Here is a 14,542-nt window from a genome sequence, read left to right on the forward strand (position 1 = left end):
ACCACGCCCTACTGCGTCACGATCAGGTTGTTGATGGCGACCGGCCCGGTCGCCCGGATGCGGATGCCGTGCAGGCCCTGGCCGAGCGGCCCGGTCCAGCTGCCCGTGCCGACGGGCACGCCGTCGATCAGGATCTGCGGCGTCGCCGTGCCGGCATCGGTCGTGACGCTATAGGTACCCGCCGACGGCAGATTGACCGACCAGCCGACGAAATCGCCGGGCTTCGTCAGTGCGCCCTGCATCTGGGTGGCGCCGGTCGCAACGGCGGCCGACGAGACCGGCAGGGTGCCGGGCGCCGGCGTGCCGATGGTGGCCGCCGGCCGTCCGCCATCGATCGCGGCCAGGATCGCGCGCATCTTCGGCGTGTCCTGGTCGTGAATCGTCGGATAGACGATGCCGTATTGCTCCCCGCTGGTCGTGAAGACGAGCGGCAGGTTGCCGCCCTTCTCGAAGAACAGATCGATCGTCTCCGCCTCGAACGCGCTCGCCGCCGGGTCGAGGTTGGCGGCGTTCTGCAGATCGGTCTGGGCCGCGCTGTTCGTCACCGAAACATTGTTGGCACCGACATAGAAGCCGCCCTCGTATCCCAGTTCCTGCAGCCCGTAGGCGAGCGTCCAGGCAGCGTCGGCCGCGGTGGTGCCGGGCAGGCTCGGATCCAGGCCGGAAGCGTAGATGGCGGCGATGGTCGACGCCTCGGGATTGACCGGCAAGGCGTACCAGGCGCCGCCGCCGCCCCAGAGGTAATGCGAGACTGGCTGCGGGTTCGCCACATGGGCCTGGCCGTCGGCGTTGCCGTAATAGGTTTCGAGGAACTTGAGCCCGTCGCTGCCGGTACCGTGCGCGTCGCCATATTGCCATTCGAGCACCGGCCGGACCCGGCTCATCATGCCGGCATCGCCCCAGACCGCCCGGAACAGATCGCTGATCTCGCGCGTCCGCTCCGCCACCCGGCGATGGGCCCAGACTGCGGTGCTGGTCGAGCCGTCGAAATTGAGCGGTGAGCCGCCGGCGGCCACCTCCTGCTGCGCCAGCACGCAGTTCTGGTGGTACATCGGGAAAGCCGTGTTCCAGAGCTCGTTCGAATATTCGACGTAGACCTTGAGATTGGGATCGAGCGGCGGATAGACCGGGTTGGCCTGGGGCGCCGTATAGGGGTTGGTGCCGTCGCTGCCGAAGGCCAGGAGCTCAGCCACCTTGGTCACATAATCGTCGTCGACCTGAAGCGGCAGGTTGATCCACATGTCCTTGCCGGTCTCGTTCGCGAGCTCGACCGCATATTCCCAGGCCGCGCCCTTGCCCTGCCAGCCGTAGCCCGCCTGGGCCTGGTACTGCGTCCGGTCGGTCGGCTTCACCCGGTCCGACCAATGCCGTTGGTTGTTGGCATAGGTCGCGAGATAGTCCATGTAGCGGATCACGGTGAAGTTCGAGACCAGCTTCTTGAAGTCGGCCGTAAACAGCTCACCCAGCGGGTGGCTCGATGCGGAGCCGCGGGCGAGCGGCCGCATCAGATGGACGTTGGTGACGCCTGACCCGACCGCCGCATCCGGCGTCCGCTGGCTTGCGACGAAGCCCAGGAAGGCGCCGCTCGTCGGACTGGCCGTCGCCGGCACCACCCACTCAGCCGTCGTCGTGTTGCTCGCAGGATCATAGCCGGCCCCCGCCGGCAGGGTCGCGCCATAGGCGACGCCGCCGACGGAGAAGCTGCCGATGCCGAGCCAGTCGACCACCTGGGCCTGGCCGGTGAACGACAGGAGATAGGTCCCCTCGGGCTCGCGCGGCACGCTCCAGAGCGGCAGGGTCGCATCGGTCGTGGGCCAGCCCTGGGCATCGACGGGCGCCGGCGCGTTGAAGCTCGCGTAGTTCGAATTCACCTGGAACGCCGCCGCCTGCATCACCGCATCGGCGAAGATCAGGCTCGGGTCGTTCGGGCTGGTATAGGCGATATTGACGCCAAGCGGCGTTGCCGCGTCGAGCGTCGCCATCGGGATGGTCGGGCTGCCCCAGTCGAGGCTCAATTGCCCCTGCGGGCCATATTGCCAGTAATAGAGCAGCAGCTCGTAGGAGCGGCCGGCCTCGAGCGCGACGGTGCCCTGGCGCGCCCGAGGGCTGCTGCCGAAATCCGCGATCAGCGTCGTCCAGGGATGATTGCCGGCCGGCCGGATATAGAGCGCGACGGCGCCCGCCGTCGTCAGCGCGAAACTGTAGGTCTCGCTCGTCGCCGGCAGGATCCGGCCGGTCCAGCCGGCGGAGAAGGCCTGGCGCCCGACGCCGGCGAATTCCGGCGAGCTCGAGCCGCCGACGCCGCTGCCGGTCCAGGTGAAATCGATCCGGTTGTCCCGGCGCTGAAACGCCGGCGTCGTGGAGAAGCTGGGGTTCGCGTAGTAGGAGCCGACGAAGCCGCCGTCGACGACCCCCTGGGCTGAAGCGCGCCCAGGCGGAAATGCCGACAGAGCGCATGCCGGCAGAAGACACGCTGCCAAGGTCCGTAAAGCCAGTCGCCGCACCATCCGTCCTACTCCCAACGGGCGCCCGGGCGGCGCCTGCTTAAGCGAAGGTTCGGAGGATGGGACGAACGACCGTCGCCAAATCCCCGGAAACACGTAAAACTTTATCTATTTCTCGCGATCCGTGTATCCTCCCGGGTTATAGACGGCCGGTTCTTCCGACGCACGAAAAAAACCGGCCGTGGCGTGTCAGCGCGGCGGGTCTCAGCGAAGAGGCGGCGCGTAGATGAGCCCGCCCTTGGACCAGAGGTCGTTGAGCCCGCGCTCGAGCTTCAAGGGGCTGCCCTTGCCGAGGTTGCGGTCGAACATCTCGCCGTAATTGCCGGCGGCGCGGATGGCGCGCGCCGCCCAGGCCTCGTCGAGCCCGAGCGCCTTGCCGTTGCCCGGCGTCACACCCAGGAGCCGCTTCACCTCCGGATCGTCGCTCTTTTGCATCTGGTCGACATTGGCGGCGGTGATGCCCTTTTCCTCGGCCTCGACGAGCGCGAACACGGTCCAGCGCAGAATGTCGAACCATTGGTCGTCGCCCTGGCGCACGGCCGGCGACAGCGGCTCCTTGGAGATCCGCTCGGGCAGGATCACGTAATCGTCCGGGTTCGGCGCTTTGGTCAGCCGCATGCCGGCGAGGCTGGTGGCGTCATTGGTATAGACGTCGCAACGGCCAGCGATGAACGTGCTCTCAACCTCATCCAGGCTCTCGATCGAGACCGGCTTGAACGTGATGTGATTGAGCCGGGCATAGTCGGCGAGATTGAGCTCGGTCGTGGTGCCGGGCGAGACGCAGACGGTGGCGCCGTTGAGCTCCTTGGCGCTTTTGACGCCGAGCTTCTTCGGCACGATGAAGCCCTGGCCGTCATAGAAGATCGTCGGGCCGAACAGGAGCCCGCTCAGCGCCTCGCGCGTCAGCGTCCAGGTCGTGTTGCGCGACAGGATGTCGATCTCGCCCGACTGAAGCGCGGTCAGTCGCTGCTGGCCGGTCAGCGGCACATACTTGACCTTGTCCGGCGCATTCAAGACGGCGGCCGCGATGGCATGGCACAGGTCGACGTCGAGCCCCTTGTAGGCGCCGGTCTTGTCCGCCACCGCGAAGCCGGCGCTGCCGGTCGACACGCCGCAGATCAGTTCGCCGCGCTGCTTCACCGCGTCGAGCGTGGTACCCGCCTTGGCCGACGTGCCGGAGGCGACCGCCGCAACCATCGCCAACGCCAGAATGCCCTTCATCTTCCGACCCTCCAGAAGAGCCGCGCCCTCGAGCGATTCCACGGGGGACGCGGCATGATCGCTCCAGCGCGACCGCCCCATTATGTAAATAAATTTTCTTACTTTCATCAATATGAAAATTTAAATATCTTTCTCGACGACGACGCCGTTTGCACGACGATGAAAACGCCCTAGGTTCCGGGTGCCGGCCAATCGATAGGAGGAGCCTCGACCCGCCGATGTCCGCCGCCGTTCCGCCCCTGCCGTCGGACTCGCCCGCCTTGCGGCGGATCGCCGAGATATATCCCGAACTGTCCGAGACCTATCGGCGGGCAGCCGCCCTCGTGCTGCGCCAGCCGCTCGAGGCCGCGACCATGTCGATCGTGCAGCTGGCCGAGGCCGCCCAGATTTCGACCGCGACGGCCAACCGGTTCGTGAAGGCCCTGGGCTTCGCCGGCTATGCCGAGTTCCGCGCGGCGCTCGTAGCCGCCCTCACCTCGGCTGCGGCCCCGGTCGAGCGCCTGCGCAGCGCCAAGGCCGAGGGGCTCGGCACTCCGACCATCGTGCGCCGCACGCTCGAGGAGGATATGGCCAACCTGGAAGCGACGCTGGGCGGCCTGACAGACGCGGCGAGCGAGCGCGCCGTCGACCTCATCTGCCGTGCCGGGCGCATCTACACGCTGGGCTTCGGCAGCAGCGCCTATCTGGCGGGCTTCGCCGCGCATCGCCTGCAGCCGTTCTGCGAGGACGTGCATGGGGTGAGCGGCGAAGGCGGGACCGAGGAGGCCGCGCGTCGGCTGTTCCGCGCCGGCGCCGGCGACCTGATCCTGGTCTTCTCATTTCCGCGCTATTCGCGCGACGCGGTCGAGCTGGCGCTCGTCGGGCGCGAGCGCGGTGCCGCGGTGCTGAGCATCACCGACGCGCCCTCCTCGCCGCTCGTCCCGGTCTCGACGCTATGCCTGATCGCGGCTGCGACGCGGCGGGTGCTCGTCACCTCGCACAGCGCCGCGATCGCGCTCGTCGATGCGCTGGCGGCGGCGGCGGCCCAGCGCCGGGAGCCGGCACTCGCCGACTATGCCCGCCTGACCGAGCATGTGAGCCCCTACCTGACCCCGCCCGAACCCCGCCCCGCTTCGAAAGAACGGACCCCAAGGCAAGAGTAAGAGAAGATCACGATGACGAACTATGCCATCGCCATCCATGGCGGCGCCGGCACGATCGATCAGAGCCTGCTCACCCCGGAGCTCGCCGCCGCCTATCACGCCGGCCTGGCCGAAGCGATTGCGCGCGGTGCGGCCGTGCTCGCCGACGGCGGCAGCGCGCTCGACGCCGTCACGGCCGCGGTCGTAGCACTCGAGGATTGCCCGCTGTTCAACGCCGGCAAGGGCGCCGTGCTCAATGCCGATGCGGGCCACGAGCTCGACGCCGCGATCATGGAGGGGACGAGCCTTGGCGCCGGCGCCATCGCCGCCGTCACCCGCGTCCGCAACCCGATCCTGGGCGCGCGCCTCGTCATGGAACGGTCAGGCCATGTGCTGATGGCGGGGGCGGCGGCCGAACGGTTCCTGACCGCAGAAGGCATGGAGCTGGTCGCACCCGACTATTTCACGACGCCCGAACGGCTCGAGCAGCTGCGCCGGGTCCAGGCCGAAGGGCGCGGCATGTTGCTGGACCACGACGCGCAATCGGTCACGAACCCATCCGTTACCGACCGGGCCGTCGCCGACAAGACGGGCACGGTCGGCGCCGTGGCGCTCGACAGCCAGGGCCGGCTTGCCGCCGCGACCTCGACCGGCGGCATGACGAACAAGCGCCCGGGCCGGGTCGGCGACACGCCGGTGATCGGCGCCGGCTGCTATGCCGACGACGCGACCGCCGCGGTCTCCTCGACCGGCACCGGCGAGGCCTTCATCCGCGCCGTCGCGGCCTATGATGTCGCGGCGCAAATGGCCTATGCCGGCCGCTCGCTCGCCGCGGCGGCCGAGGAGGTCGTCATGACGCGCCTGCCGCGCGTCGGCGGCCAGGGCGGGCTCATCGCCATCGACCGGACCGGCGCCATCGTCATGCCGTTCAACACCGGCGGCATGTATCGGGGATATCTCCGCGCGGGCGGCGAGATCGTGACCGCGATCCACCGCTAAAGCCGCATCCAGGGCTGAGCCCGGCGTTCGGCCACGCGACGGGCTTGACCCCGCCCTCTCCCGGCCATGACACTCTGATCCCGCCATCCTTCGGGACGGCGGCAAGAAAGACGCATGTTCTCCGGGAGAAACGCCGCATGTCCCCTGACGCCCAATCAGACGCCAGCCTGCGCGAACTTGCCCGCGAGCTGGGCGGCCTCGGCCTGGAAGTGGCCGACGTCGCCGGCCGCATCGAGGACGTCACCGGCCATGTCCGTGAGCAGTCCGAAGCGCTTTCGGCGCTGAAATCCGCCGCGGGCGACGTCGCCGGCAGCAACCGGCAGGTGCTCGACACGGCCAGCCGCACGCTCGCCGTTGCCGAGGCCGGTGCGCGCGAGATGCAGAGTTCGCGTCAGACGGTCGAAGGCTCGCTGGAGGCGATCCGCGGGCTTGCGACCGCGATCACCGGCATCGGCGCCGAGGCGGCCGAGCTCGCCGGCGCGCTGCAGCAGGTCGGCCGCGTCGCGAGCGTCATCGAGACCATCGCGCGCCAGACCAACCTTTTGGCCCTGAACGCGACGATCGAAGCGGCGCGGGCCGGCGACGCCGGCAAAGGCTTCGCCGTGGTCGCGACCGAGGTGAAGGCGCTCGCCAAGCAGACGGCGGACGCGACCCAGGAGATCAACGCGACCTTGGGCGCGCTGACACGCAAGATCGACGAGCTGGTCAAGCGCTCGACCGCCGGTGCTGCAAGCGCCACGCAGGTGCGCGACGGCACCACCTCGATCGCCGGCACGCTCGACCATATCGCCCGGACCCTGACCGAGGTCGAAGCTGGCACACGCGAGATCGCTGCGGCCGCAAGCCAGTCGGACGGGCGCTGCCGGGATTTCCTCGGCAATGCCGAGACGATTGCGAGCGGCGTCAGCCAGTCGAGCAGCAGTCTCGACGCGGCAACGGAGAAGATCGGCCGGCTGCTGACGCTCGCCGAGAACGTCGTGGCGCTCACCAGCTCGAGCGGGCTCGAGACGGTCGACACGCCCTATATCGCGGCGGCGCTCGATGCCGGCCGACGCATCACCGAGGCGCTCGAGGCGGCCATCCGGCAGGGCAGCCTGTCCGAGCGCGACCTGTTCGATACCGACTACCAGAAACTGCCCGACACGGACCCGCAGGAATACCGCACACGGGCGACCGCGGCGCTCGATCGTCTGCTGCCGTCGATCCAGGAGTCGCTGCTCACGGGCGCGGTCAAGGCGGCCTACTGCGCCTCGACCGACGTGAACGGTTATCTGCCGCGGCACAACGACTATTGCTCGAAGCCGCAGCGTCCGGGCGATCCGGTCTGGAACGCCGCCAATTGCCGGAGCCGCCGCATCTATACCGACCGCACGGCCAAGGCGTCGATCGCGAACGACAAGCCGTTCCTGCTGCAGACCTACCGCCGCAACATGGGCGACCGGTTCCAGCTCATGAAAGACATCTCGGTGCCGATCCGCATCGGCGGCCGCAAATGGGGCGTGGTGCGAATCGGCTACGTCGCATAGCTAAAGCCGGGTCGCCGCCGTCGGCGGCTGGCGCGAGACGAGCGCCCGGAGGCCGCGCCCGATCCCGCCCACGACGCGCTGCACCCCCGCCTTAAAGGCTGGGATGTAGAGCAGCATGGTGAAGATCGTGACGATGGCGAAGCCCAGCGAGATCGGCCGGGTGAAGAACGGCGTCAGGTCGCCGTCGGACAGCACCAGGCCGCGGCGCAGGCTCTTGTCCAGGAGCCCGCCCAGCACCAGGCCCAGCACGAACGGCGCCATCTGATAGCCCTTGCGGCGCAGGAAGAAGGCGCCGATGCCAATCGCCAGCATGCAGTAGATGTCGAACAGGCGCGAGGCGCCGGCGAAGGCACCGACCGTGCACAGGAGGAAGATGATCGGCATCAGGATCGTGCGCCGGACACGCATGACCAGGAGCAGCGGGCGGACCAGGAACAGGCCGAAGATCAGGATGCTGACCATCGCGAGCGTGGTCATGGCGACCACGTCGTAGACGAACTGCGGGTGGTTCACCATCATCATCGGCCCCGGCTGGATGCCGTGGATGATCATCGCCGCCATCAGCACGGCCGAAGGCGCCGAGCCTGGAATGCCGAGCGCCAGGCACGGGATGATGTGGCCTGGGATCGACGCCATGTCGCCGGTCTCGGCTGCCATGAGCCCGTCGATCGAGCCCTTGCCGAACTGGTCTTTCTCGCGGCTCACCGCCTTGGCCGCGGCGTAGGACATCCAGGCGCCGGCATCCTCGCCGACGCCCGGCATGAGGCCGGTCAAGACGCCGATGACGCCCGAGCGCAGCACGGTCGGCCAATACTGCAGCACCTCGCGGAAACGCGGCCGCGAGGAATCGCGCATCTCGACCAGCTTGCGCTCCATCGGGTCGGCGAGGGTCGTCAGCACCTCGGCAAAGCCGAAGGCGCCGACCAGCGCCGGGATGAGCGCGATGCCGCCCGCGAGCTGGCCCCAGCCGAAGGTGAAGCGGTCATGGGCATAGAGCGGGTCCTGGCCGATCTGCGCCACCATCAGGCCGAGGCAGCCCATGAGCCAGCCCTTCAACGGGTCGTTGCCGACGATGCTGCCCGACATGGTGACGCCGAAGAGTGCCAGCCAGAAGAACTCGTAGGCGCCGAACTTGAGCGCCACCTCGGCCAAGAGCGGCGTGAAGGCGGCTAGGCACATGACGCCGAAGAGCGTGCTGGTGAAAGCGCCCGAGGTCGCGATGCCGATGGCGCGCCCGGCCTCGCCGCGGAGCGCCAGCGCATGGCCGTCGGCGCAGGAGGCGGCATTGGCCGCGGTGCCCGGGATATTGAGCAGGATCGCCGTGCGCGAGCCGCCGTAGAGGGTGCCGACATAGGCGCAGATCAGAATCAGGATCGCCTCGTTCGTCGGCAGCTTGATCGTGAGCGTGGTCAGGAGCGCGATGCACAGCGTCGCCGACAGGCCGGGCAGGCAGCCGACGATGATGCCGATGAGCGCGCCGCCGAGGCCGAGGGCGAACGACCAGCCATTGAAGAAGCCCCAATAGGCGTGCAGCAGGTCGGCAAGGCCATTCAACATGAGCGCATTCCCTTACGGCAGCCGGACCAGGAAGATCTCTTGGAACACGAGCGTGATGCCGCCGCCGGCGCCGAGCCCGATCAGCACCGCCACCGCGACCGCGCGGAACGTCAGACGGCGGCCGGCGGCTTGGCGCTGGGCCTGCTGCAGCGTCAGGATCGCGACGCTGACGAAGAGGGCGGCAGCGAGCCAGAACGGCAGACCGTGACCGACCAGCACCACGTCGAACACGGTGCAGAGGCCGAGCGCCAGCCACAATTGCCGGACGGCACCCGGCTCTTGTGCGAACGTCGGCCCAGACCGCCGCGCCCCGCCCTGGCGCCAGCTGCGCAGCAGGAGCCCGCCGCCCAAGAGCATCATGGCGAGGCCGAGCAGGCCTGGCAGCAGGCCCGGGACCGTGTAGGGATTGACGTCCTGGTTCTGGAGCCGGTCCATCGTGACACCGCCGACGAGGAACGCGGCGCCGAGGGCGATCCAGCCGAAGGACGCGAGGAAATCGGACCGGGCGCTCGCCGGATGGTCCGTGCCGTGGGCGGATGAGGACGATGACATGACGCTCATTGCCTGAATCAGAAAAGGGGATCGAGCGGCCCCGGCCGAAGCCGGAAGCCACCCGAGATCAAGGTGCCGGAATGCCGACGGTCTCGGGCGAGACCTTGGCCTTGCCGCCGTTGAACAGCAGCCAGGCATTGGCTTGCACCGCCGGGAACGCCGCCTTCTGCGCGGCCCCGCCCGCGACCGGCGCGAACAGCGCGGCACGGCTCTCGGCGTATTTCTTGAGCGCCTCGCTGTCGGAGATCTTCTCCGTCCAGAGCTTGTCGAGCGTCTCGATCACTTCGTCGGGCACGCCCTTCGGGATGAAGATGCCGAAATAGTTGGCCGGCGCCTTGAAGCCCGGCAGTGTGTCCGACAGCGCCGGGATGGTGCCGTAGCCATCGACCGCGAGCGGCTTGTCGCTGATGGTCGCGAGCGCCCGCAAGCGCTTGCCGCGGATCATATCGACCTCCTCGACGCCCAACTGGGTCGTGGCCTCGGTCTCGCCCGCGACCGTCGCGACCACGGCCGGATTGCCGCCGTCGTAGCTCACATGGCGGTACTCGACGCCGGCCGCCTTGGCGATGAGCTCCATGGCGGTATGGCCGGACGAGGTGACGCCGGCAGTCGCGACCGAGATCTTGCCCGGCTTCGCCTTCATGGCATCGATGAGATCCTTGGCGGTCTTGTAGGGCGAGTCCGGATTGACCGAGAGCACACCGACATTGGCGACGCTCAGGAACAGGTTCCAGTCGGTGATCCGCGTCTTGACCTGGCCCATCGTCTCGTAAGCGCCCAGGTCCTGCGCGGCGCCGGCGGTCCAGGTATAGCCGTCCTTGGGTGCGTCGAGCGCGCTTTGGGTGCCGATGGCGCCAGAGCCGCCCGGCTGGTTGACGATGACGATGGTCTGGCCCAGCGACTTTTCGAGCTCGGCCGCGACGACGCGGGTCACCTGGTCGGTCGAACCGCCGGCGGCCCAGGGCACGATCAGGTTGATCGGATGCGTCGGCTTCCAGTCGGCGCGGGCCGCCGTCGGCAGCAGCGCCAGGGCCAGCGCCGGCAGCAGCGCCTTCAACGCCCCTCTTCTTCTCGTCGATTCCGCCATCTTTCGTTTCCTCCCCCATTTTTGGTTTCATTGGGTTTTAGAAAATCTCCCTCTCTGCCCCATTGGGGCGGAGAGGGTCGGGGTGCCCAGATCCGATTCGATTTCATCTCGCTCAGAGCCGGACGCGTTTGCCGTCCTCGGCCGACCAGTAGCCGGCGTATTGCACCTTCATGGTCTCGTAGGCGAGATCGACGCCGGCGATGGGCTCCCGGCCGATCGCGACGCATTCCATGAAATCCTGGATCTCCTGCAGGTAGCCGCGCGTCCATTCCTCCTCGAGGCAGACGAACTGCCAGCCGGTCTTCCGGTCGACCTTCTCCGTGATGTAGACGGGGGCGAGCTTCTGCTCGTCGGTCTGGTAGGAGACGAGGTGGTTGTTCGGCGTGATGTTGGCGAACAGCGAGCCGCCGGTCGTGTAGGTCTCGACCAGGTTCCGGACACCACCCATGATCATGTCGCCGGAGAAGATCGTGGCCTTGGTGCCGTCGGAGAAGGTCATGGTCAGCATGCCCCAGTCCTCGACGTCGACCGGGTTGGCCTTGATGAACGGCTTCTGGGATGGCGGTACCGACGCCGCGACATTGCCGGTATCGGCCACCACGTCCGTCACCGTGATCGTCTCGCCGCGCGCCTTGGCTTCGACCTGCTTCAGATAGAGCACGGCCGACAAAGGATGGCAGCCCATGCGGATCAAGGAGCCGCCGCCGGTCAAGGCCCATTCGGCCGCGTGCGGCGCGTGGGAGCCGCTGTGGCTCTCCTCCGCCTTCATGAACAGGATCTTGTCCCGGGTCGCGTTCAGGATCTCGACCGTCTTCGCCACGGCCGGCGCATAGATCCAGTCCTCGGCATACATGAAGAGCCTGCCGCTCGCCCGGATCGCGGCCCGCGTCCGCTCCATCTCGGCCACGACATGCTCGTACATGGCGGCCTTCGACACCGTCCGGCCGATCGGCGCCGGATCGCCCGGCCGGCCGAAATAGCCGGTGAACGGCTTCTCGCAGATGACGTGCTTGCCGGCCTCGAGCGCCGCCAGGATCATCTCGGTATGAAGCGCGGGCGGCGTGCAGATATCGACCACGTCGATCGCCGGGTCGGTGAGGAGCGCGCGGTAGTCGCGATGGGTCCCGGCGATGCCGTGCTTGCGCGCGAAGGCCTCGACCTGATCGCCGCGTGCGGCAACCGCAACCACCTGCGCGTCGACGCCATAAACGCGCTTATAGGCGTACATGTGCAGCTCGGCCACGAAGCCGCTGCCGATCAGGCCCACCCGTACCGTCTTCATGCGTTCGCTCCGCTTGTCTCAGGAATCTTGATCGGCCGGATCGAGCCGCCCGGGATGAAGCGCGTCGGCAGTACCAGCTTCGCCTGCCGGTAGTCCGGGCGCTTCAGCTTCTCGAGCAGCAGTGCTGCGGCGGCATGGCCCATCTCGCGCTCCGGCCGCTCGACGCAGGCGAGGCCCGGGCGCACCAGGTCGACCCATTCGGGCGTGCCGATCAGCACGAGCGACAGGTCTTGGGGCCAGCGGAGGCCCCGGTCCTGCAGGCTCATCAGTACGCCCTTGGCCATCGTGTGATGGGTCGCCAGCACGGCCGCCGTGACCTGGCCGACCGGCAGCCGGTCGGCGAGCCGGCGCCCCTCGTCCTCGGACAGGGAGCCGGTCAGCACCCAGCCGGGCTCGATTGCGACGCCCGCCTCGGCCAAGGCCGCGCGATAGCCCTGCTCGCGGTCGTTGATGTTGGCGATGGGCGAGTCCCAGCCGAGAAACGCGATCCGCCGATGGCCGGCATCGAGCAGCGCCTGCGCCGCGATATAGCCGGACTGGAAATTGTCGTGGCCGACGAAATCATGGTCCGGCACGGCGGTGCCCATGGTGCGCTCCAGGATCACGTAGGGCACGCGGGCGCGCTCGAGCAGCGCCGCACTCTCGGTCCGCGACAGCGCCGGGCTCAGGATGCAGCCGTCGATGCGCTGCGACAGCAGCCGCTCGATGATCGCCCGCTCCTGGACTGGGTTCTCGTCGCTGTTGCAGATGGTGACGACGAAGCCGGCGCGTTGCGCCACCGCCTCGATCTCGACGCACATGCGCGTGAAGAAGTTGTTGCCGAACTGCGGCACCAGCACGGCCAGGATGCCGCGCTGCAGGCCTTTGAGGCTGCGCGCCGCCGCGTTCTTGACGTAGCCCAGCTCCTGCGCCGCCGCGAGCACGCGCTCGCGCAGTTCCGGCCGGAGATAGCGGCTCTTGTTGTTCAGCACGTAGGAAACGGTCGCGATCGAGGTGCCCGCGCACGCCGCGACATCGCGGATCGTCGCGGCCTTGCCGGCCGTATCGCCCGCCCGCTCGGTCACGCCGGCCACCCGCTCAGATGCTGAACATGCGCCAATCCCCACCCTCCCCCATCGGCATTCGCCGAATATGTAAACGTTTCACTACTCGGACGCAGGAAAACGACGTTATGGGCGCCAAGGTTGAGACAGACGATCCGGCCTGTCAACCGGCTGCCCGGTGCGGCGTCGGCGCGCGGGGTCGCCCCCGCATGGCTCACACCCCAAGCCATGTGGCGCCCGAGTGGCGGCGGCCCGGCTGCACACCCATGTACCTATGCGTGTCAAGCGCGCTATTCTCGCGCGGTCCGACACGTCCCCCGCGCGCAAGGAGGCGCGCTCCCCCATGCCAGTCAATTTCGATTTCGGCAGCCTGATCGGCTTCGTCGGTCCCGTGGCGCTGCTCGTGGCGATTCTCGCCTTCATCCGGATTTCCGGGATGCTCCGCTACATCCCGAACAGCCGCATCGGCATCGTCGAGAAACTGTGGAGCGCTACGGGGTCGCTGAAGAGCGGCATCATCGCGCTCAAGGGCGAGGCGGGCTATCAGCCGGACATCCGCCGCGGCGGCTTCCATCTGTTCGCGCCCTTCAGCTACCGCATCCATCTCTCGGACCTGGTATCCGTGCCGCAGAACACGATCGCCTATGTCTATGCCTGCGACGGCGAGACGCTGGGCGCGACGCAGACGCTGGCGTCGAACGCGGTCGCCGCTGATTTCCACGACGTGCGCGCGTTCCTGACCAACGGCGGCCAGAAGGGCCTGCAGCGCAAGATCCTGCGCGAGGGCCTGCACGCCATCAACCTCGCCCAGTTCATCGTGCTGACGGCCGAGCGGACCTATGCGCTCACGATCGGCGGCAACCAGCAGAAGATGCTGGATGAGATGCGCGCCGACATCGAGCGCCGCGACGGCTTCGTGCCGCTGGTCATCCGCGACGGCGAGGACCAGATCGGCGTCGTCACCATCCATGACGGCCCGTCGCTGCCGTCGGGCGAGATCATCGCGCCGGAGATCGGCACCGACTCGACCCGGCCGGAGACATTCCACAACGGCTTCCAGGATCCGGAGAAGTTCCTGAAGGCCGGCGGCTTCCGCGGCCGCCAGCTGCAGGTGCTGACCGAGGGCACCTACTACCTGAACCGCCTGTTCTCGACGGTCGAGCTCATCGACAAGACGATCGTGCCGGTGGGCTATGCCGGCGTGGTCGTGTCCTATACCGGTCCGGCCGGCGCCGACCTGACGGGCGCCGACTACAAGCATGGCCAGCTCGTCGCAAAGGGCTGCCGGGGCGTGCTGAAGGACCCGCTCCTGCTTACTCGTACATGGGTGTCCAGTGCCTCTGCCGCTCCGGCCACAGCCGCTAAAGGGCGTTGACTGTTACCGGCTCGCCAGCGGCGAGAGATGCAGCGCTCCTCCTTTGAATCACACAAACAAAAAAGCCCTTCCTGGCGGCTGTGCCTGTGGATATGTGGGCGAAGCGAGCATTTCCCTGTCTTCCGCGCCTGCGCGGGAAACGGGGAAAGCGCAAGCGTTCCTGCGGCGCAGGATCGTCCACATATCCACAGGCTGTACGCCGCAGCGTGGCGCAACCGCTTATCCCGGCACGCCGGTGTCTCAGTTGTCGGATGAGCGAGCAACTCTATGGTTCC

11 protein-coding genes are annotated in these 14,542 nt (G+C 68.0%); 4 read left to right on the forward strand and 7 right to left on the reverse strand.

Annotated elements, in window-relative coordinates; translation table 11 throughout:
- Positions 1-8: 8 nt before the first annotated feature.
- Positions 9-2,507: a PA14 domain-containing protein gene (locus tag IEY58_RS30535; protein ID WP_189051962.1), complete on the reverse strand. Its 2,499-nt coding sequence runs from the start codon at positions 2,505-2,507 to the stop codon at positions 9-11.
- Between the two features lie 201 nt (positions 2,508-2,708).
- Positions 2,709-3,725, reverse strand: a complete 1,017-nt coding sequence (locus IEY58_RS30540) for an amino acid ABC transporter substrate-binding protein (RefSeq protein ID WP_189051963.1) — start codon at positions 3,723-3,725, stop codon at positions 2,709-2,711.
- A gap of 218 nt (positions 3,726-3,943) precedes the next feature.
- Between IEY58_RS30540 and IEY58_RS30545 the strand changes: the two genes are divergently transcribed.
- The 3 genes from IEY58_RS30545 (at position 3,944) to IEY58_RS30555 (ending at position 7,371) form a co-directional block, all read left to right on the forward strand.
- On the forward strand, positions 3,944-4,867 hold the full coding sequence (locus tag IEY58_RS30545; protein ID WP_189051964.1) for a MurR/RpiR family transcriptional regulator: 924 nt from the start codon (positions 3,944-3,946) through the stop codon (positions 4,865-4,867).
- Positions 4,868-4,879: 12 nt separating this feature from the next.
- Complete coding sequence (locus IEY58_RS30550; RefSeq protein WP_189051965.1) at positions 4,880-5,845, forward strand: isoaspartyl peptidase/L-asparaginase family protein; 966 nt, start codon at positions 4,880-4,882, stop codon at positions 5,843-5,845.
- Between the two features lie 137 nt (positions 5,846-5,982).
- Positions 5,983-7,371, forward strand: a complete 1,389-nt coding sequence (locus IEY58_RS30555; RefSeq protein WP_189051966.1) for a methyl-accepting chemotaxis protein — start codon at positions 5,983-5,985, stop codon at positions 7,369-7,371.
- Here the strand turns inward: IEY58_RS30555 and IEY58_RS30560 are convergent, their stop codons facing one another.
- The 5 genes from IEY58_RS30560 to IEY58_RS30580 form a co-directional block, all read right to left on the reverse strand.
- The gene (locus tag IEY58_RS30560; protein WP_189051967.1) at positions 7,372-8,928 is read right to left on the reverse strand and encodes a tripartite tricarboxylate transporter permease; all 1,557 of its coding nucleotides are present in this window, start codon (positions 8,926-8,928) and stop codon (positions 7,372-7,374) included.
- Between the two features lie 12 nt (positions 8,929-8,940).
- Complete coding sequence (locus IEY58_RS30565) at positions 8,941-9,480, reverse strand: tripartite tricarboxylate transporter TctB family protein (protein ID WP_189051968.1); 540 nt, start codon at positions 9,478-9,480, stop codon at positions 8,941-8,943.
- A gap of 67 nt (positions 9,481-9,547) precedes the next feature.
- Positions 9,548-10,567, reverse strand: a complete 1,020-nt coding sequence (locus IEY58_RS30570) for a Bug family tripartite tricarboxylate transporter substrate binding protein (protein ID WP_189051969.1) — start codon at positions 10,565-10,567, stop codon at positions 9,548-9,550.
- A gap of 112 nt (positions 10,568-10,679) precedes the next feature.
- A complete protein-coding gene (locus IEY58_RS30575; protein WP_189051970.1) occupies positions 10,680-11,849 on the reverse strand; it encodes a Gfo/Idh/MocA family protein in 1,170 nt (389 codons plus the stop codon).
- Positions 11,846-12,913: a LacI family DNA-binding transcriptional regulator gene (locus IEY58_RS30580; protein WP_189051971.1), complete on the reverse strand. Its 1,068-nt coding sequence runs from the start codon at positions 12,911-12,913 to the stop codon at positions 11,846-11,848. Before IEY58_RS30580 ends, IEY58_RS30575 begins: the two co-directional genes overlap by 4 nt.
- Positions 12,914-13,235: 322 nt before the next feature.
- Between IEY58_RS30580 and IEY58_RS30585 the strand changes: the two genes are divergently transcribed.
- Positions 13,236-14,267, forward strand: a complete 1,032-nt coding sequence (locus IEY58_RS30585) for a hypothetical protein (protein WP_189051972.1) — start codon at positions 13,236-13,238, stop codon at positions 14,265-14,267.
- The last annotated feature ends 275 nt before the right edge of the window (positions 14,268-14,542 follow it).

Origin of the sequence: Aliidongia dinghuensis, assembly GCF_014643535.1 — a bacterium.
In the GTDB taxonomy this organism is placed as follows: Bacteria; Pseudomonadota; Alphaproteobacteria; order ATCC43930; family CGMCC-115725; genus Aliidongia; species Aliidongia dinghuensis.

What these genes read in the sequence shown, in the direction of transcription:
- IEY58_RS30535 (WP_189051962.1), bottom strand. Translation starts at nt 2,507, where the DNA reads ATGGTGCGGCGACTGGCTTTACGGACCTTGGCAGCGTGTCTTCTGCCG.
- IEY58_RS30540 (WP_189051963.1), bottom strand. Translation starts at nt 3,725, where the DNA reads ATGAAGGGCATTCTGGCGTTGGCGATGGTTGCGGCGGTCGCCTCCGGC.
- IEY58_RS30545 (WP_189051964.1), top strand. Translation starts at nt 3,944, where the DNA reads ATGTCCGCCGCCGTTCCGCCCCTGCCGTCGGACTCGCCCGCCTTGCGG.
- IEY58_RS30550 (WP_189051965.1), top strand. Translation starts at nt 4,880, where the DNA reads ATGACGAACTATGCCATCGCCATCCATGGCGGCGCCGGCACGATCGAT.
- IEY58_RS30555 (WP_189051966.1), top strand. Translation starts at nt 5,983, where the DNA reads ATGTCCCCTGACGCCCAATCAGACGCCAGCCTGCGCGAACTTGCCCGC.
- IEY58_RS30560 (WP_189051967.1), bottom strand. Translation starts at nt 8,928, where the DNA reads ATGTTGAATGGCCTTGCCGACCTGCTGCACGCCTATTGGGGCTTCTTC.
- IEY58_RS30565 (WP_189051968.1), bottom strand. Translation starts at nt 9,480, where the DNA reads ATGTCATCGTCCTCATCCGCCCACGGCACGGACCATCCGGCGAGCGCC.
- IEY58_RS30570 (WP_189051969.1), bottom strand. Translation starts at nt 10,567, where the DNA reads ATGGCGGAATCGACGAGAAGAAGAGGGGCGTTGAAGGCGCTGCTGCCG.
- IEY58_RS30575 (WP_189051970.1), bottom strand. Translation starts at nt 11,849, where the DNA reads ATGAAGACGGTACGGGTGGGCCTGATCGGCAGCGGCTTCGTGGCCGAG.
- IEY58_RS30585 (WP_189051972.1), top strand. Translation starts at nt 13,236, where the DNA reads ATGCCAGTCAATTTCGATTTCGGCAGCCTGATCGGCTTCGTCGGTCCC.